Source organism: Kitasatospora sp. NPDC093102 (assembly GCF_040683915.1).
Classification (GTDB): Bacteria; Actinomycetota; Actinomycetes; order Streptomycetales; family Streptomycetaceae; genus Kitasatospora.
The window spans coordinates 1-18,562 of record NZ_JBFBFA010000062.1; the positions used below are offsets into that span (position 1 = coordinate 1).

11 protein-coding genes and 1 pseudogene are annotated in these 18,562 nt (G+C 69.8%); 4 read left to right on the plus strand and 8 right to left on the minus strand.

Annotated features, from left to right (window positions below; translation table 11 throughout):
* Positions 1–8: 8 nt before the first annotated feature.
* Both AB0O11_RS36325 and AB0O11_RS36330 read right to left on the minus strand, forming a co-directional pair.
* Entirely contained in the window at positions 9–1,511 is a 1,503-nt protein-coding gene (locus AB0O11_RS36325; protein WP_363395909.1) for a hypothetical protein, read from the minus strand.
* Complete coding sequence (locus AB0O11_RS36330; RefSeq protein ID WP_363395912.1) at positions 1,508–2,752, minus strand: site-specific integrase; 1,245 nt, start codon at positions 2,750–2,752, stop codon at positions 1,508–1,510. The genes AB0O11_RS36325 and AB0O11_RS36330 overlap by 4 nt, the downstream gene beginning before the upstream one ends.
* Positions 2,753–2,851: 99 nt before the next feature.
* Between AB0O11_RS36330 and AB0O11_RS36335 the strand changes: the two are divergent.
* From AB0O11_RS36335 to AB0O11_RS36345, 3 genes and pseudogenes are all read left to right on the plus strand, one after another.
* Positions 2,852–3,184, plus strand: a pseudogene (locus tag AB0O11_RS36335) (DUF6192 family protein); the annotation flags it as partial.
* Between the two features lie 3 nt (positions 3,185–3,187).
* Positions 3,188–3,616, plus strand: a complete 429-nt coding sequence (locus tag AB0O11_RS36340; protein WP_363395915.1) for a RacP protein — start codon at positions 3,188–3,190, stop codon at positions 3,614–3,616.
* Between the two features lie 74 nt (positions 3,617–3,690).
* Positions 3,691–4,542 carry an IS5 family transposase gene (locus AB0O11_RS36345; RefSeq protein WP_363395918.1) on the plus strand — a complete coding sequence of 284 codons (852 nt, stop codon included), beginning with the start codon at positions 3,691–3,693 and terminating at the stop codon, positions 4,540–4,542.
* 89 nt (positions 4,543–4,631) lie between these two features.
* Here the strand turns inward: AB0O11_RS36345 and AB0O11_RS36350 are convergent, their stop codons facing one another.
* The 3 genes from AB0O11_RS36350 to AB0O11_RS36360 form a co-directional block, all read right to left on the minus strand.
* Positions 4,632–5,411: a rhomboid-like protein gene (locus AB0O11_RS36350; protein WP_363395921.1), complete on the minus strand. Its 780-nt coding sequence runs from the start codon at positions 5,409–5,411 to the stop codon at positions 4,632–4,634.
* A gap of 88 nt (positions 5,412–5,499) precedes the next feature.
* A complete protein-coding gene (locus AB0O11_RS36355; protein WP_363395923.1) occupies positions 5,500–5,862 on the minus strand; it encodes a class I SAM-dependent methyltransferase in 363 nt (120 codons plus the stop codon).
* 492 nt (positions 5,863–6,354) lie between these two features.
* Positions 6,355–6,939, minus strand: a complete 585-nt coding sequence (locus tag AB0O11_RS36360; RefSeq protein ID WP_363395926.1) for a transposase — start codon at positions 6,937–6,939, stop codon at positions 6,355–6,357.
* Positions 6,940–7,845: 906 nt separating this feature from the next.
* On the opposite strand from AB0O11_RS36360, the gene AB0O11_RS36365 reads away from it, so the two are divergent.
* The gene (locus AB0O11_RS36365; protein WP_363395929.1) at positions 7,846–16,698 is read left to right on the plus strand and encodes a hypothetical protein; all 8,853 of its coding nucleotides are present in this window, start codon (positions 7,846–7,848) and stop codon (positions 16,696–16,698) included.
* Positions 16,699–16,810: 112 nt separating this feature from the next.
* Here AB0O11_RS36365 and AB0O11_RS36370 read toward each other — a convergent pair whose 3' ends face one another.
* The 3 genes from AB0O11_RS36370 to AB0O11_RS36380 are packed head-to-tail and all read right to left on the minus strand — an operon-like array spanning position 16,811 to position 18,535.
* Positions 16,811–17,557 (minus strand): transposase, encoded by a 747-nt coding sequence (locus AB0O11_RS36370; RefSeq protein ID WP_363395932.1) that lies wholly within the window; start codon positions 17,555–17,557, stop codon positions 16,811–16,813.
* Positions 17,554–18,246, minus strand: a complete 693-nt coding sequence (locus AB0O11_RS36375; protein WP_363395935.1) for a hypothetical protein — start codon at positions 18,244–18,246, stop codon at positions 17,554–17,556. The genes AB0O11_RS36370 and AB0O11_RS36375 overlap by 4 nt, the downstream gene beginning before the upstream one ends.
* Before the next feature lie 13 nt (positions 18,247–18,259).
* Complete coding sequence (locus AB0O11_RS36380; protein ID WP_363395938.1) at positions 18,260–18,535, minus strand: transposase; 276 nt, start codon at positions 18,533–18,535, stop codon at positions 18,260–18,262.
* Positions 18,536–18,562 lie beyond the last annotated feature (27 nt).

The window sequence follows — 18,562 nt, forward strand, 5'->3', positions numbered from 1 at the left end:
CCCTGTCTTCATGCCCGGGTTGCCGCAGGATCACTCGACCGGGAACCCTCGTTCGAACGCCAAGCGAACCACTCGGTACAACAACGGCTCCTTAGGTCCAGTTGCTCGCCGGTGGCGAGGTCCTGGGCGAGCACGATGGTGGGCCGGTAGTGGAATCGCTTCCTGGTCTGGTCGTGCCTCCTGTCGATCCGCCGGAAGTTTCGGCCGTCGTGGTTGAAGGTCTCGCCGACCGGGGCGGCTTCGGCGACTGTGAGCAATCGCTGCTGGTCGGCATGGTGTTGCTCGGCGGTGGCGACGAGCTCGGGCAGGCGGGGAAGGCGTTCGCGCACGCGCTGGTGCATCTTGGCGCGCGCCTTCTTCTTGACCTTGGTGAAGCCGCCGGTGTCGGACCGGCGGACCGGGCTGGGAACCGCCCAGGACGCCCAGCTCGGGTCCTCAAGAGCCCATTCGGCGAGGTCGAGATGGAAGGCGCGGACCGCGGCCAGAACGCTGACCCAGTTCTCGCGGGGGACGGGGGCCTTGCCCTCGCGGGCGATCACCTTCACTCGCTGTTTCCACGCCTCTGCGGCCTCCGGGGCCAGGTGCAGGCTGGAGATCCCGGGATGGTGCTTCTCGATGTCGGCCCAGAAGGCGCCAACGAGTTGGCTGGCCAGGCCTGACAGGGAGCTGTAGTCCAGGCTGGGGCGGCGTTCGTCGAGGTAGCGCACGAGAAGGTCCCGGATCGGGCCCGGTCGGATGCCGTACCGGTCGACGAGTTCCGCCGTGGACAGCGGCCCACGTGCGAGCGTCCGGCGAAGGGACAGCTCCTCGGTGAGGACGCCGACGTCGCGTGCCAGGTCCCAGGCGGCGTGCAGCCCGGCGGGTGCCTTGTCGAAGGTGTGTCTGTGCCACTCGTGGTAGGCGATCAGGTCCTCGGCCGTGAGCTGGGTGAGTCCACGTCCAGTGCGGAAGCAGACCTTCACCAGGCTGTTCTCCGCCGTGCTCAGATGGCTGGGGATCACTCCGCGGGCCAGCCCGGCCTGTCGGACCTGCTCGAACAGCTCGGCGCCGAATTCCTGCTTGGCGTGGCGGTAGAGCCCCGAGGAGCGGTAGCACTGGAGGAACTCGTAGCTCGGCCGCACCACCCTGGCCAACAGAATGCAGGCCAGTCCTTCCGTCGTGGTCTCGCGCCGCGTTGCTACGATGCGCCCGTAGCCGGTCGTGACCTGGTCGATCCAGTCGGTGCAGCGGTCGGCTCCCGAGACCATCCAGCGTTCCTGCCACCCGTTGCCTGGGAAGGTCAGCAGCCAGTCCAGGATCCGGGTGGTCCCGCGCGAGCGGTCGGTACGTTTGCTCCGGTTGCGTCTGCCGGTCGGCGGTGGGAAGGAGGCCAGCGCCGGCAGGAGCTCCAGGACTCCCTCGATGGGGAGGCTGTCGAACGGGCCGCACTCCGAATCGGTCGGCTGAAGGGATTCGGGCGGAGGAGCCGACGAGATGGGGCCGACCGACCGGGCGATCGTGGTCACGGTCATTGCGGGAGGCCTCCGAAGAGCACGGCCAGGTCGGCAGCGTGGTAGCCGGCGGCGACCGGCGGCGAAGGCTGGCGCGCTCGCTCCTCCCGCTGGGCCAGGTGCTCGGCGACGCGTCGGATCACCACGGCTTGGTCCTCCACGAGGTAGACGTCCGCGGTGGTGCTGAGGTGGGCGTGGCCCAGGATCGTCTGCACGTCGAGCAGGGTCAGGTTCCTGTCCCGGCTCATCCGCAGCGCGGCGGTGTGCCGCAGGTCGTGCATCGTGTAGTTGGTGCCCAGCACCGCGTTGATCCGGCGGAACACCGCGCGCAGGGTCTCGTAGTTCATCGGTTGGCGCTGCAGCCCGTCGCCGCGGTCGCGACGGCGAAGTGTCCACCAGACCGGGTCGTTCGGCTCCAAGGGGCCGAGTTCGGCCAGGTAGAGGCGGAGCCAGACGAACGCGTCCGGGCTGGCCGGCAGCCACTGCAGGTCGTCGCTGCCCTTGCGGCTGACCCTGACCAGTTGGTCGCCCCAGTCAAGATCGACGCTCCGGATGCCGAGGAGTTCGCTGGCCCTGGCCGCGTTGCTGATGTCCAGCGAGAGGAGCGCCCGGTCGCGGTTGGAGCGCAGAGCGCCGAAGATCGCGTTCCACCGCTCGTCGGGGATCTCGCGCGGCCTGCTCTTGGGGACCTTGGGGTTGTAGCGGATCCGGCCTTCCGGCCGGAAGGGTTCGAGCGGGCTGTGGTGGGCGTTCGGGCGGCCGCCCCTGCGGTCCAGCGGCACGGGGTTGACCAGGGGCCCGTGCCCGGTCTCGATCCAGAACTCGTAGAAGCTGCGGATGACGGCGTTGCTGTGCCGGATCGTCCGGGGCTGGTACTGATCGTTCAGGTTGCGCTTGCGGGTGATCGGGTTGACCGTGCCCGCGGTGGCCGCCGATCTCGTGCGTGGTGAGTTCCGCGGCTTGGACGTCTGCCGCAGCCAGAGCACCAGGTCCCGTACCTCCGCCGACGTGGCCCTGCTCCACTCGACGTCGACGACGAGCAGCCAGCGCCACCACCGCAGAAGCGCGTACGCGTAGCTGCGGACCGAGCCGGGCCGGTTCCGTGCCACGAAGTCGTGCAAGTACCGGCGCACTGGGATCACCGGTGTCCCATCCGGGGCCACCACCAGCCAGGGCACGACGCCCTCGGTCTGGACCACCCGGCCCCACTGCGGCAGGCGGATGGCAGCGAGATCCCGCTCCACCTCATCCAGCAACCTCACCCGTTCCTCCTTCTCATCACGGGTGAGATCTACCGGTCAGCCAGCACGCGCTCCTCGCAGGACCGCGGCGTGTCGCCCGGTAGTCCGGTCAACAGGCACACCGCCCGCCACCAGGTCAACCACGCGCAGGTCGAGCGCGGCCGGCAGGCCCGCGAGCACTTCGAGCAGAACAGCCCGGTCGCGCCGGCGATCCGGCAGATCGACCGGACGGTGGAGTTCCTGGACCTGGTGACCGCCTGCCACGCCTTCGTCGCCGCGGCCGGCCGCGTCGTCCCCGGCCTACGCGACCGGCAGCTCGGCGACGACGAGCAGGCGGTGATCCGGGAGAACTGCGCGAGGGTGCGGGCGACGCTCGACTGGGTGGAGACCGCGGTGGACACCGGCAAGGTGGACATGGACGGCGAACTGGCCCGCCTCCTCCAAGGCGAGTAGGCGATGCCACGCGCTTCCCAGCGCAGGTCACCGGCCGCCGAACGGCACGCCGACACCGTCCGCAAGGTCCTCTTCGAGGCCCGACCGGCGGGCCTGGCCTTCGACCAGCTGAGCCGAGCCTCGGCACTGAGCCCGAGCCAGGTCCGGGCAGGGCTGGCCTGCCTGCGCGACACCATCGCCGAGCGGGCCTGGCCACCGCTGATCTGGAGCCGGGCGGACGGCTACAAGTTCTGCTCGGACCCGGCCGAGCTCCAGGCCTACGAGGTCGCGGTGATCCGCGAGAAGCTCACCGAGATCCGCCGGTTCATCACCGGCGTCGTCGCCCCGCACGCCGCCCTGCAGCCCAAGGGCCGCTGGATCCGGCACCTGAACACCCAGCTCAGCTCGGTGGAGTCCACGCTCGACGTGATCGCCGACTACATCGACGCCTGACCCTCACCGACCATCCGGGCCCGGCCGCCTTCGGCGGCCGGGCCCGCCAACTGCCTGACCAGTAGGGGAAGTCCGTGCGCCGCCGCTGCTACCCGTCGGACACCTTCGACGACGAGTGGGCCCTGATCGAACCGCTGCTGCCGGTCCCGGCCTGCGAGACGAAGAGGGGCGGGCGCCCGGAGAAGCACCCGCGGCGCGAGATCGTGGACGCCATCCGCTACGTCGTGGATGCCGGCTGCAAGTGGCGCGCGCTGCCGAAGGACTTCCCGCCCTGGCGGACCTGCTACGGGTTCATGGCCCGCTGGGCCGCGGCCGGTGTGATCGGGCGGATCCGTGACCAGCTGCGCGAGCGGGTCCGCCGGGACATGGGGCGAGCCCCCGGCGCGGTCGCCACGATCATCGACTCGCAGTCGGTGAAGGCCGCCGAGACCGTCGGCCGCGACTCGCGCGGCTACGACGCGGCCAAGAAGATCAATGGCAGGAAGCGGCACCTGGTCGTGGACACCAAGGGCCTGCCGCTGTTCGTCATGGTCACCCCGGCCGACATGACCGACCGCGACGCGGCGAAGGAGGTGCTGTTCCGGCTGCGGCTGATGCACCCGGAGATCACCATCGTCTGGGCCGACTCCGCCTACGCCGGACAGCTCGTGACCTGGGCGAAGAAGTACCTGAACCTCACGGTCAAGACGGTCAGCCGGCCCAAGGACGCGAAGGGGTTCGTCGTCCTTCCCCGGCGCTGGGTGGTTGAACGCTCGCACGCCTGGATCATGCACGCCCGCCGACACGCCCGCGACTACGAACGCCTCGTCCAGCACTCCGAAACGCTGATCACCTGGGCCGCGATCACCCTGATGACCAGACGCATCACCCAGCGACAGTCCCGAAGGTCAGGCCAGCCGGCCTCCCGCGAAGCCCAGCGGGACTGATCCATCTCGAAGGCGGTCCGCCGACCCACCCCCACACTGCCTGGGGAAAACCGACCTTCGTCCACTCTCCCACGGCCCCGCTCCTGCCGTCAGTCGATCCGCTCCAGTTCAACGTCGTCCCTCGGGAAGCCCGGGCCCAAGGCCTCGCCCGTTCTCGCAGAGCGCGCCTCGTTTCCCGGCCTGTCGATCCGTCTGAGCCCTCGGGACGCCCCGAGACCGATGGCAACGGCGCACAGGTGCCCGATGGTGGTGAAGTCGGGCAGCCACCCGTACCAGTCGGCGTCGGAGAGCAGATAACCGACTCCCGACAAGAGCCACAGCGGCCGAACCACTCTCGGCAGGCGGTGCACGATCGCCGCCATCGCGGCGACGGCCACGTAGCTCACACCGAAGTCGAACGTGTGCAGCTCCGCGGTGTCGTAGCGGTGGCTGGAGACACCGAACAAGACGACCGGCACGGTGAGACAGGTCGCCCCCAGATGGCCGGCCGCGGCAAGGCCCACGGCACGCCACCGTCCGTAGACCCTCTCGACCAGACCCAGGCAGCCCGCGATACCCACACCCACGGTCAGCACGCCGGACACGCTCAGCAACGGCGGAGCAGGAAACAGCGCGCTGCCCAGAAGGGAACGGACCGGGTGGTGGGCGAGGTTGTTCATGTTGGTGCTGATCGACAGCAGGAGACGCAGGGCCTCGTCACGGGGAAGCAGCCGCATGCTGATCCAGTACGTGGTCACCAGAACGCACAGGTAGGCCATCGTGGCCGGGCAGCAACGCCAGGTCGGCAGACCGCCCAGCCTCCGCCGCTTCGCAACCCGCCGTAACGCCGACACCGTCCGAGGGATGGAACCGAGTCGTATCACTGGCACGGCCTCAGCAGCGCGTAGTAGGCCAGGGGCGGTCCCAAATGGCCAGCAAGGTGCAGTCCTGCCGGGTTCGCGTTCACGGTGAGTGTGCTCAATGGCACGTGATGGCGATCCAGAAACTCTCCCACCACGAGGCGGCCCGTGAGCTTGAGGACAGTCGCACCTCGCGCAGCGTGGCGGCGGTGTCCGGTATCTCTCCGAGAACGGTCACCGTGTACACGGCGTCGAAGCTCGCATCCTCGAACGGCAGGGCGTGAGCATCGGCCCGAGTCGCCGAGATCGTCGAGATCCGCCGCGCCGCGGCGCATGACGTGGTCGAGCATCTCCTGCTGGATGTCCACGATGTCCAACTGCCCGTCCATGCCCAGTTGGGGAGCCACATGCAACGACTGCAAACCGGTACCCGGCCCGATCTCCAGAACCCGTTCGCCCTGCCGCGGATCCAGCAACACATCCAGACGCCGCCGGGTCAGGAACGGCAACGGCAGATCAAGCAGCATCCTCTGCGCATACGGATACGGCGCGGTGTCCGTCCAGAAGACAGCGGCAGCGGACACCGCGACAGCCGCGCCAGCCACCCCCCACACACCGGGCCTACGCCACAGTGCCGCGCCGGATGCACTCCCAAATGCCACCAGGTTCTCCATACCCGCAGGTCCGCTGGACACGGACAGCCGCTCATAGAACGTATCTGATGACGCATCAGGTTCAGACACAGGTACTCACTGCGGACGGCATCGAGTTGGTCAACCCCGCACGGACACCGGCGATTACTCGGTACCGCTACCGGGGCAACACGATCCCCAGCCCCTGGCCTACCGCCTGAGCAACACCCCAACGGCAGTAACCGTGGAGAGCCCGGTGCTCAGTAATGGGCACGCCGGGTTCGGAGAGCGGCCTGGAGAAACGGACCGGTAGCAACACTGGAACCGCGCTCCAGGCCGACTCAACCGCCGGAGCGGATATCCACCCACAGGGCGTCGATGTAGATGATCGGCCAGACCGGGTCCAGCGGACGGTTCTGCCAGCTGACCAGCTCGTCCACGACCGCGTCGGTGACCTTGCTGATCAGGTCAGGACTGACCTCGACGCCGTAGATCTGGGCCAGGTGGGAGTGGATGTCGCGCACCGACATCCCGCGCGCGTAGAGCGACAGGATGCGGTCGTTGAAGCCGGCCAGGCGCCGGGCGTTCTTCGGCGCCAGCTGCGGTTCGAAGTCACCGTTGCGGTCCCTGGGCACCGCGACCGTGACCGCTCCGACGTTCGTCAGCACGGTCTTCGCCGAGGTGCCGTTGCGGGAGTTGCCCGACCCGCGGCCCGCGAGGTCGTGCTTCTCGTAGCCGAGGTGCTCGGTCATCTCCGCTTCCAGAGCCCGTTCCAGCACGGCCCTGGTGATCTCGGTCAGCAGCCCGCCCTCCCCGACCAAGGCCGCCCCGGAGGCGTCGGCGCGGTCCATCGGCCGCTCGACGACCTCGTCCACCAACACGTCATCCGCCAGTCCCTCGACCGGCTTCTCCGTCCTGTCCGCCATGGCTTGTCCGTCCCGCCTGGCCAGGGAACCCGAGGCCGAGCCCCCGGCCAGACTGTCACATCACGGACTTACACGATCTTCCAGACACGCTCACGGCTCCCGCGCAGGGCCACCGGCCTGGGCGGGCGCGTAAGCGGGTCTTACGAGATTTTCGTAGTCGCTGATCTCTTCACCTCACCTGTGGTGTCGGCTGGTTGGTGTCGGCGGGCTGGTTGTGCGTTGGCGTGGTGGGGGACCTGCTGCCGCAGCTGGCTGCGGTGCGGGTCGAGCGGGTGGTGGCCGGCGGGGATCTGCCGCGGATCACGGCCCGGAGCGGGGATGACGTTCCGGCGGCGTGTCCGGGGTGCGGGCAGGCGTCGGACTGGGCGCATGCGCGGTATGCGTGGCACGTCGCGGACGAGGCGCTGGGCGGCCGTGCGGTCGTGTTCGACTTATCGGTGCGCCGCCCGTACTGCGAGAACCCCGACTGCGGGGAGGTCACCCTCGCCGAGCAGGTCACCGGTCTGACGCAGCGCTACCAGCACCGCACTCCGGCTCCGCAGACGGTGGTCGACGCGGTCGCCGTCGCGCTGGTCGGCTCGGCCGGGGCCCGACTGTCGGGCGTGCTGCAACACGTGCTGACCTGGGCAAGCGTGCTGAACCGCCTGATGCGCATCAGTCTGTCCGCCTGTTCAGGAGCCGACGGCACGGGGTCCCGTCACCATCGCCGTTCTGGACGACACCTGCGGCAGTCTCATCCAGCTGACGCAGCATCACCGGTAGTCGGTGTGGGGCAGGGGGGTGGGGTCGAACCGTCGTGTGTTGGTGGGCCGTTGGTTGCCGTGAGGCGGGGTCCCGCTTCGGGGTGGGTCCTGTGCTTCGGGTGGTGGGCTTGCCGTTTTGGTGAGTGTGATGTGAGGAATCGTCGTGTCCGTTGCCCCTGTCGTGTGGTTCTCCGGTCTGTTCAGGTTCGGTTCTTCGGGCCGGGACCTGCCGTCGTGGTGGGCGGCGTTGATGGGCGCGGTGTCGGGGGCGTCGTATCCGAAGGTGGATGCGGAGGGGCTGTTGGCGGGCGCGGCGGGTCTGCGGCGTGCGGCGGTGGCGGTGGACGGGGCGGGGGTGGGGGTCGAGCGGTTCGCGACCGCGTTGCCGGCGGGTCTGCCGGGTGCGGGTGAGGGGATGGCGGGGGCCCTGGCGGGTGTCGGGGAGAGTACCCGGGGCGGGGCGGCGAGTCTGCGGGAGGGTGCGGGGGCGCTGGAGGAGCAGGCCGGGCAGGTGGATTACGCGCAGCGGTCGATGGAGCTGACGGCGGCGGTGACGTTGTGGACGGTCGCGCAGTTGGTGTGGGCGATGGCGGCGACCGCGGGTGTGTCGGGGGTGTCGGTTGCGGGGGTGTTGGCGGGTGGGCGCCGCTCGGTGAGCGAGTTCGCGGCGACCCTGTTCGATTCGCTGAAATCGGGTGCGGTGTTCGGGGTGGTGCAGGAGACGCTGGTGCAGGCCTCTCAACTGGGCGAGTACCGCCGCGAGCTGGACGTGACGTCGTTGTTGGTCGCGGGGGTGGGGGGTCTGGCCGGGGGGCTGGGTGACCCTGTGGGGCATGCCCTGGGTGGTCGGCTGCCGGTACCCGGGTTGCTGCGCAAGATGGCGGGCGGGGCGTTGGGCGGGGTGATCGGTGGGGAGGCCGGGGCGGTGGTCTCCACCGCCTGGCAGGGTGGTGAATGGGACCCGACCATGTTGGGCCTTGCCGCGGCGGCCGGTGCGGGCACCGGGGTGATCGGCGGGGCCCTCCACCACTACACCCAGCTCGGGCACGCCCAAAACCCCCACCTTCGCCAGGACCCCGTCGACGTCCACGGCACCGACCACTGGACGGCCCCTGCCGCCCACGACCGGCAGCCGGCGGCCGAACTCCCGCCACCGGCCCTCACGGGCACCCCCGAGCCGGTGTCGCGCGAGGCCACCGCACCGGCACCGCGTGAATCGGGGGTCGCGCAGCCCGAGGCCGGACGAGCCACCGTGGAAAGGCCCGGGCGCGACGTGGAAGCGGCCGTCTCTTCCACGGCCTCGGTCGCCCGCCTCGGCGGCCCTGATCCGGTCAGCGCCGAGTCCGACGTGAGCGTGACACCCACCCGGCCCGTAGCGCCGACGACCGGAGACCACCCGGCACACGAGCACGCGGTCCGGACCGCCGACACGCCGGTGCGCCCCCTCGAACCGCTCTACGACCGCCGGGACTGGCGCAGCCACCAGAGGAACTGGCTCGAAGCCGTCGACAAGGCCCAGAAGAACCCCCTCGTACGCGAGGTCCAGACCATCCCGGCCGACCGACTGCACACCTGGTGGAACGCCCTGCCCGAACTCCACCGGCAGCACCTGGAGATCGGGCTGAACACGGTCCTGGCCCCGGCCGACCGCCCCGCACCCGCCGCGAAGGTCCCCGAACCCGCCGCAGTCGTCAAACTCCGCGCCGCCTTCGCCGGCGAACTCGCCACCCACCGCCTGACCGACCCGCACACCACCACCGACCAGATCCTCGACAGGACACCCGGCCACCCGACCAACCGCCCCGCCACCCCCGACGACCACTCCCGCCAGACCTTCCTCCACGCGGCAGGCCTCCAGGCCACCGCCGCCGACCGACGCGCCGGCATCCTGCCCGGCGGCGCCCGCACCAAGGAGTCAATCCTGGAGCAACGTCGTGCGGCGGCCGCGAGCGCAGCCACCACCACGGGCAGCACCTCCGTCACCCCTGGCGCTCCCGCGGCCGCTGCCCCGGGGCGGCCTGTGGCACAGCTCAAGCGCCGCCTGGCGTCACCGTCCGGATCCGACCCCCAGCCCCGCACGGAAGCCCCCGGCAAACGCGCGCGTGGCAACGAACCCGTCCGGTCCGTCATCGAGGGCTCCCCGATCACCGTGCCCACCAAGCAGGCCATCACCACGGCCCTCACCCAACTGGCCCAGGAACTGAAGGACCGCGGCGTCCACGCCCTACGCAACGCCACCCTGCTCCAACTCGCCCGCTACACCCTGCCCGGAACCGACCCCACACAACTGCACAAAGCCGCCCACACCACCCTGTCCATGCGCCCCGACGAACCCCTGACCACCACCAGCCTCCAACTCGGCCACACCCTCGACCAGCTCCTGACCGACCCCGCCCACACCACGGCCCCCTGGAAACCCAGAGCCCTCCACTACGCCGACTTCCTCGACCGCCACCACCTGCCACTGGACGCCCACCACCTCGACACCCTGCACACCCTCCACCGCCTCACCCGAGCCCCGAGAACCACCACCACCGCCCACCTCGACCACCTCGTCACCACCGTCAACCCCGCCATCTCCACACCCAGCCCGGTCGACCGAGCCCGCCTGGTCACCGACGCCCTCGCCCTGCGCCACGACAACCACCCCGTCACCATCGACACCCTCACCCACGCCACCGACCAACGACTCGCCCACGCCATGGACTGGACCCCCGCCAGCGCCGACCACACCCCGGACGCCACCCACCCCGACCACAGCCCGGACACCACCACCCACGTCAGCGACAGCACCCACGTCAGCGACGAGGCGATCAGATTCGCCATCACCCTGATGAAGGAACGCGGCGACCTCCCCTTCAAAGACGGCATCCCCGAAACCGAAGACCCCACCGCCCGCACCATCGCCAACTACTACGACATCTCCTACAAAGTCCTCGCCAGCACCACCGCCGCCGAAGCCGCCGCCACCACCCACGCCGCCCAGATCGCCACCCCCCACCACACCCCCACCACCGACGGCCCGGCAGCACCCCCATCCCCGCCCGCGACCTTCCTCCCCAAAGACCCGACCGTGCGCACCGCCTACGAGGAGCTCCTCGCCGTCCTCCACGAAGAGAACCGCCGCGACCAGATCCCCCGCCAGCTGCGCGCCCACGCCGCCACCCTCCCCCAAGCCCCCCACGACTCCGTCTACCGCGGCTGGAACCCCAAGAACGAAGCCACCCCCGCCTTCAGCACTCACTACAAGACGGTCAAGCACATCGACGCGAAGACGATCCTCCTGAAGAGCAAGAACAGCCACAAGGACGACTACTGGGCGAGGACGACGGCGGCGGCCTGCCTACTGGCCGACAACGCCACCCCGGCAACCGTGATCACGAAGCGCCTCGCCGTGGCCAGGGGGTTCCCTCTCGAGCTGGTGAAACACGCCCCCAGCCAGCACCCGTGGACCCCCGAGGAAGCCACACGCCTCGTTCAGGACTGGATCGACAACCACCAGAACAGCGTCACCCTGCTCGCCCACCTCCAGGCCAACACTCCCTACGCCCCCGTCATTCACAGCAGCGGCAGAATCGACCACCCCAAGTTCGCCCACCCCGTGTTCGTGGGTGCCAAGGAACAACTCCGAACCATCGCCCCGGCACTGAGTAAGCTGGACATAGCCGCGAAACTCGGCGTGAGCGCGGACCCTCTGGACATATGGAAGAAGGAGGCGCCCGACGTCGGGGAAGAGCCCGCCGTCCTGGAGGACACGTCCACGAACCCCGTCCCCTTCCAGCCGCGCGTGGTCCTCCCCACGGACGGGGGCGTGCGGACCGCCTACGAGGAGCTCCTCGCCGTCCTCCACGAGGAACACCCCGACCAGGTCCCCCGCCAGCTGCGTGCCCACGCCGCCACCCTCCCCAAAGCCCCCCACGACTCCGTCTACCGCGGCTGGAACCCCAAGAACGAAACCACCCCGACCCTCATCGCCCACTACAGGACGGTCAAGCACATCGACGCGAAGGTGAACCTCCTGAGGATCGGTCTTCACGAGGAATACAACCCGAAGGTCACGGCGGCCGCCTGTCTGCTGGCCGACAACGGCACCCAGAAGGGCGTGTCCGTGAAACGCCTCGGCATCGGACAGAAGACCCTGCCTGACCTGGTCGAGCACGCCCCCAGCCGGCACCCGTGGACCCCTGAGGAGGCCGGGCGCCTGGTCAGGGACTGGATCGACAACCACCAGAACAGCACCACGCTGCTCGCCCACCTCCAGGCCACCACCCCCTACGTCCCCGTCGTGCGCAAGGACGGACTCGACCACCCCAAGTTCGCCCGCCCCGTCTTCCTCCACGCCGACGCTCGACTCCGAACCACCAGACCCGAACTCGATCTGAACGGCCGCGCGCGGAAGCTCGACATCGACCCCGGAAGGCTGGCCAACTGGGTAGCGGGCGCAGCCGCCGGTGAGGACCATGCCGCTCCGGATGATCCCGCCCGCGCCCGGGACGCGGCCGACGCTCACGACACCCCACCGCGTCGGACGGACGGTGGCACGTCCGACACCCCTGAGGCCACGGGTCCCAGCGACCGGACCGTTGCCGGCCCCGCGGACAGCCGCTCCGAGTCTGCGGGCACCGACCACGCGGCCTCGGAAGGAACGGGGTCCACCGACCTGCCCACCGCCGACCCGATGGCCGTGGACGGCGCTGAGGAGAGCGACCCCGGCCCCTCCACGGCCCGTCCCACTGGAAGTGACCATCGCCCTACTGCGGCCGGCCACGAGACCCCGACCCTCGATTCCCCCGATCCCACCCCCTTCCAGCCACGCCTGATCCTCCCCAGGGACAAGGGCGTGCGCACCGCCTACGAAGAGCTCCTCGCCGTCCTTCACGAGAACCACCGCGACCAGATCCCCCGGCAGCTGCGCGCCCACGCCGCCACCCTCCCCCAAGCCCCCCGCGACTCCGTCTTCCGCGGCTGGAATCCCAAGGACGAACGCACACCTGACTTCGACGCCCACTTCAGGAGGGCCAGGCGCATCCCGGAGAATTCGACACACCCGAAGAAGGTCCATGCTGAGTACGGCCCGAAGCGCACCGCGGCAGCCTGCCTGCTGACCGACAACGGCACCAAGCCGGCCGTGATCGCGAAACGCCTCGCCATCTCAGTGGGCACCCTGCGTGGTCTGGCGCAGCACGCTCCCAGCCAGCACCCGTGGACCCCCGAGGAGGCCGCACGCCTCGTTCAGGACTGGATCACCCACCACCGGAACACCACCACCCTGCTCGCCCACCTCCAGGCCAACACCCCCTACACCCTCGTCGAACAGGGCCCCAACCGGTTCGCCCACCCCCCGTTCGCCCACCCTGTCTTCCTCGACGCCGACGCACGACTCCGAGCCGGCGAACCCGGATTGAGTCAGAATGCCCGCGCCAGGAAGCTCGGTGTCCCCCGGACTGCCTTCGAAAAGTGGGACGGTGGAACGGCCGCCGTCCGGCAGACGCCTGCCACCCCGGTGGATCCCGCTCGCGCCGGAACAGCGGCCGACGGCCCCAGCACCCCAACCCACACGAGGGCCGAGGCCATCAGGCCGGATGCCGCCACGGAACCGATGGACGTGGACGGCGGCGAGGAAAGCGACGCCGGCCCCTCCATGGCCCGACCCGCCGCAAGCGACCACCGCCCCACCGCGGCCGACCACGAGACCCCGACCCTCGATTCCCCCGATCCCACCCCCTTCCAGCCACGCCTGATCCTCCCCAGGGACAAGGGCGTGCGCACCGCCTACGAGGAACTCCTCGCCGTCCTCCACGAGGAACACCCCGACCAGATCCCCCGGCAGCTGCGCGCCCACGCCGCCACCCTCCCCCAAGCCCCCCGCGACTCCGTCTACCGCGGCTGGAACCCCAAGGACGAAACACCCAACTTCCGGACCCACTACAAAAAGGCTGCGGGCTCCAGGAATCCACACCTCCTGAGGGACGGCTTGCTCGACGAGTACGGCCTGCGGGCAGCGGCGGCAGCCTGCCTGCTGACTGACAGCGGCGTCCCGAGCAATGTGATGCTCAAACACCTCGGCGTAGCAAAAGAGCACCTGCCTGGACTGACGAAAGACGCCCCCAGCCGGCACCCGTGGACCCCTGAGGAGGCCGCACGCCTGGTCAGGGACTGGATCACCCACCACCAGAACAGCGTCACCCTGCTCGCCCACCTCCAGGCCAACACCCCCTACACCCCCGTCATTCACAGCAGCGGCAGAGTCGACCACCCCACGTTCGCCCGCCCCGTCTTCCTCGACGCCTACGTGCTACTCCGAACCACCACACCGACCCTTGCGGACATCGCCGAGAAGCTGGGCGCAGCTTCGAGTCCCCTGGGCAAGTGGGTGGGAGAAATGGACGGGCCCGCCCGCCGGGCGACGCCGACCGACCCTGATGGGGCGGAGATCACCCGTCCGACTGATGACGGGCCACTCCCGACGGCATCGGATTCACCGTCCACGCCGCACCCGGAGGCCTCGCTCCCCCTACCGAGCGGCACCACGGAGCCGATGGTCCTGGAGGTTGCCGAGGATGGCGAAACCGGCCCCTTCGTGCCCCGCGTAGTCCTCCCCGAGGACTCGCGCGTGCGCACCGCCTACGACGAACTCCTCGCCGTTCTCCAGGAGAACCGCCCCGATCAGGTCCCCCGGCAGCTGCGCGCCCACGCCGCCACCCTCGCCCCCGCCCCCCGTGACTCCGTCTTCCGCGGCTGGAACCCGGAGAGTGAAGCACTCAATTTCCAAACCCACTACAAGACGGTCAAGCGCATCACGGGGAAACCGCCCCTCCTGAAGGACGGTCTCGACGGGGACTACGGTCCGAGGCTCGCTGCGGCGGGCTGTCTACTGGCCGACAACGCCACCACGGCCGAGGCGATCACGAAACGCCTCGGCCTCCGGGACAAACAGGCAACAGCGGACATCGTCGGGCACGCCCCCAGCCGGCACCCGTGGACCCCCGAGGAGGCCGCACGCCTGGTCAAGGACTGGATCACCCACCACCGGAACACCACCACCCTGCTCGCTCATCTCCAGGCCAACACTCCCTACGCCCCAACCATGGACAAGAACGGGCATCTTGAACACCCCAAATTCGCGCGCACTGTCTTCCTCCACGCCGACGCAGAACTCCGAAGCGCCAACAACGAATTGATCCAAGCGAAACGCGCGAAGGAACTCGGTGTCCCCTCGCGCACTCTGTACGGCTGGGAGAACCCGGAGAGCAGCGGGGGGAGGAACCCCGCGTCTGGTGCCCGCTCTGGCCGACTCCCTCGCGCGGACGCCGTCGTCAGCACCGGTGTCACACCCGCGCGGGCCTCGGCGGAGCAGCGTTTCGGCGTCCGGAAGGAGCCGGCCAGGGTGCAGGTGGGTGCGCCCCGGGCCACGACCGGACCCACACTTCACGGCACCGCCGCGAGGCACCTGGTGGGTGCCCGTCGTCCCGAAAGCACGGGCGACAGGCCGGGCAACTTCCCCGCGGCGAAGGCCTCCCGGCGCCCCCAGGCGTCCCCGGTGTCGAGTGGCACCGCCGCGCCCGGCCCGAAGCCCGCTTCGGTCTTTCGTGCCGCCCCACCCCCGGCTCGCACACCGGACACCGTCACCAGCGCCCCGGCCCGCGACGCGGTCGACCCCGGCAGCGCGCCTGCCGCTCTCGGTCACCTGGCGCTGCCCGCGGGCGGTACACCCGGCACGCTCCCGGTCATCACACCTGCGGCCCCCGACGGGGAGACGGTCATCACCGACCACGGCAGGACCGGTTCGGGCCGCACGACCTCGTTCGACGAGGCGGACGTTTACCCCCCGGATGTCCGTGAGCTGTTCGGAGAAGACGACTACGGCCTGGAACCGCTGGCCCTGGACCGGGAGATCCCGAGCGCTCTCACCTCGGGCGTGGTGGAACTCCTCGCCTCCACCAGCCTCACCGATCCGGGCGACACTCCCCGGCCCGCTTCCCCGGTCCGGACCACGGACACCCACGCCGAGGCGGAGCATGTGCCGGAGGAGCACACCGCAGAGTCGTCGAGTCCCGTGATCCCGACAGGGCCCGACGAGTGGGACACCTGGATGCTCGACGAGCTGTTCCCCGAGGCCGAAGCCCTGGACACCCTGACAGTGCTGGCGGGGACGGGTGACGGCGAGGACGCCCCCGAGATCACCCCCGAGGACCTGGAGGAGATGGGCCTCCTGATCTCCGCCTACCCGGCACCGACACCACCGACAGCCGTCGTCACCGACCCGCCACCGGCACCACCGACAGCTGTTGTCACCGACCCGCCACCGGCACCACCGACCGTCACCGTCGAAAGCTCGGCACCCCCAGCGGCGCTGAAGGACACCACAACCGACAGCGAAACGGGCTTCGCCGACAAGGTGACGATCCCCAAAGGCGGCTTTCCCCCCGAAACGGCTCCGTCCCCCCTGTACTACCCCGACAGCCCACCCGCCCACGACGACGCCGAGCCGACCAGCACCACCAAGAACACCCTCGCCACGGACGAGACCATGGACATCACCATGGACACCGCCACCGCACGAGAAACCACCACCCCGCCACCGTCCGCTTCCACCGGCCCTGCCCCCACCGGCACAGCACCGAACACCCCCCTCTACGACGCCAACCCGTTCGACCTCGCCTTCTACGACGTCTTCGAAGACCAGTCCGCCGTCCCGACCATCGCCGAGCTCGCCGACAAGGAACTCGACCGCCTGATCGACCTGCACGACGACCCCGACGCCGAATGGCGGGGACGACAAACCGACGACACCGGCCTTTCGGAAAGCGGCACCGGATTCGCCACCGACCTCGTGGTCCCCGGCATCACACATCCCCTCAACACCACTGACACCACCAACACCGCCGACACCGAGATGACCGACGCCGACCCCTACCCGGCCTACATCGGCACACCCCCTCCCGCACCACGCACACCCACCACAACATCCCCGCCTGCCATGACACTTCCTCTGACCGACCTCCCCGAGTTCTAGGAACCGTCCGGGGAGTCACCCCGCGGCCCGCGACGAGCACACCCGCCCGGTCGGCTCCGTCCCGGGGGGAGTGATGAATTCGGCTCTGGCTCAGGGATGCTGTTGGTGATCTTCATGAGTGACGGGTTCGAGTCCCGCCACCCGGTGGTTGGCACAGTTGCTGGAAGCGGGTGGTTGGGCCTGTTCGATGGTCGGCTGATCTGCCATCGTCACGGTGCTGGCTGAGGCGGATGATGTTGGTTCCGGCCGCGGTGAGGACGTGTTGGACGTGGGTCTTCGCGGTGCCGCGGTAGCGGCAGTTGCGCAGGCCGTGGGCATGGACGGTCTCGGAGACGGTGGCTTCGCAGCCTGCCCGCATGGCGTATCGGTCCTTCCAGGGCCGGGTCTGTTGATCTTTCCTTACGCGGTTCTGGATCTCCTGCAGGGGTTGTGGCAGCAGCAGGAGGTGGCGGCCCTTGCCGTCGATGTTTCCGGTGCACCTGGGGCGGTCGTCGCAGGCCCGGCAGACGGCCCGGGGAAAGAGTACGGACAGGCGTGGCTGGCCGTCGGCGAGTGTCGCTTTCCAGGGCGGGCTGGTAGCGCCGTTGGGGCAAGTGAGCGTTCTTTCCTCCCAGTTGGGATGGAAGTCTTCCTTGTTGAAACCCGGTAGTGCCCGTGTCCTGGGTGGGAGCCGGACCGGGCCGACCAGGTCGATCCCGTAGACGGTCCTGGCCCGGTGGATGGTGGCGGGGCTGGTGTATCCGCCGTCGACCAAGTGCTCGGACGGCGCCAAGTCTCGCGCGGCAAGGTCGATGTGGATCCGTTCGAGGGTGTCGATGTCCTGCTCGGGTGCCGGCGTGGTGGCGACGTGCACGATCACGTTCGGCAGGCCGGTGTCGCAGGTCTCGGTCTGGTGGTCCTTGTAGCCGACCCACTCGGCCTTGCCGGGTTTGTGGCTGAAGCGGGCCTGCGGGTCGTGGGGCGAGACGATCTCGACCGACGACCACGGGGCCCGGGCCGAGGCGGGGTCGGGCCGCCCGTCGGAGGCTTCTGGGACATCGAGCGCCGGGGGCTGTGGCGCCGGCTCAGCCGGTCGCGGGTCTGCTTGGGCCCGCGCCAGCCCAGGCGGCCCTCCTCGTCGTACCAGTACTGCTGGACCCAGACCTGCCGCAGGACCTCCACCTGCGGCAATGCCCGCAGCCGGACCGGGGTACCGGGCCCGAGGACGGCTCGCAGCAGGCGCATGCCGTCCTCGCCGACCGCCAGGGCGTACCGCTCTCGCTCCTTCGTCTCCCTGGGCAGCCGGTCGTAGCGCACCGGCCGGCCGTAGCGGCGAGCCCAGTCGTCCGTGACCAGGGCGGACAGCCATTCCCCGTCAGCGCGTGCCAGCCCCTCCAGGGCAGCGCGCATGGTCTCGCCCACCAGCTCGATCCGGTCCAGGCGCCGTACTGCCGCCAGGACGTGGGTGGAGTCGGTGCGCTGACGCCCGCGGCGCTTGACCAGGCCTGCTTCCACCAGACGGTCCACCATCACCGCGAGCAGCCGGTCCGCACGGTCGCCCTCGGCCATCCGGTCACGGAACTCACTGAGTACCGAGAAGTCGAACCCCCGATCGTCCAACTCCAGTCCCAGGCAGTAATTTCCAGTCCAGACGGCAGCGGACCGCCTCGGCGGCTTGTCGGTCCGTCAGGTTCTCGGCGTACTGCAGTACCGACACCAACGCGAGCCGCGCCGGCGACAGACCGCGCCGCCCGTCGACCGGATACCACTCGGCAAAGTCCTCATCGACGAACAGCCCGTCCAGATGGTCCCGCACCCACATCGCCGCAGTCCCCCGAGGATTGCTCGCCCGTGCCATCTGCGTCGTCAGACCCGAATCCGCAGG

Excerpts from the sequence above, each read along its gene's own strand:
- AB0O11_RS36380 (WP_363395938.1), bottom strand. The coding sequence starts at position 18,535 with ATGGCACGGGCGAGCAATCCTCGGGGGACTGCGGCGATGTGGGTGCGG.
- AB0O11_RS36355 (WP_363395923.1), bottom strand. The coding sequence starts at position 5,862 with ATGTGTTGCTGGATCCGCGGCAGGGCGAACGGGTTCTGGAGATCGGGC.
- AB0O11_RS36340 (WP_363395915.1), top strand. The coding sequence starts at position 3,188 with ATGCCACGCGCTTCCCAGCGCAGGTCACCGGCCGCCGAACGGCACGCC.
- AB0O11_RS36375 (WP_363395935.1), bottom strand. The coding sequence starts at position 18,246 with ATGGCCGAGGGCGACCGTGCGGACCGGCTGCTCGCGGTGATGGTGGAC.
- AB0O11_RS36360 (WP_363395926.1), bottom strand. The coding sequence starts at position 6,939 with ATGGCGGACAGGACGGAGAAGCCGGTCGAGGGACTGGCGGATGACGTG.
- AB0O11_RS36325 (WP_363395909.1), bottom strand. The coding sequence starts at position 1,511 with ATGACCGTGACCACGATCGCCCGGTCGGTCGGCCCCATCTCGTCGGCT.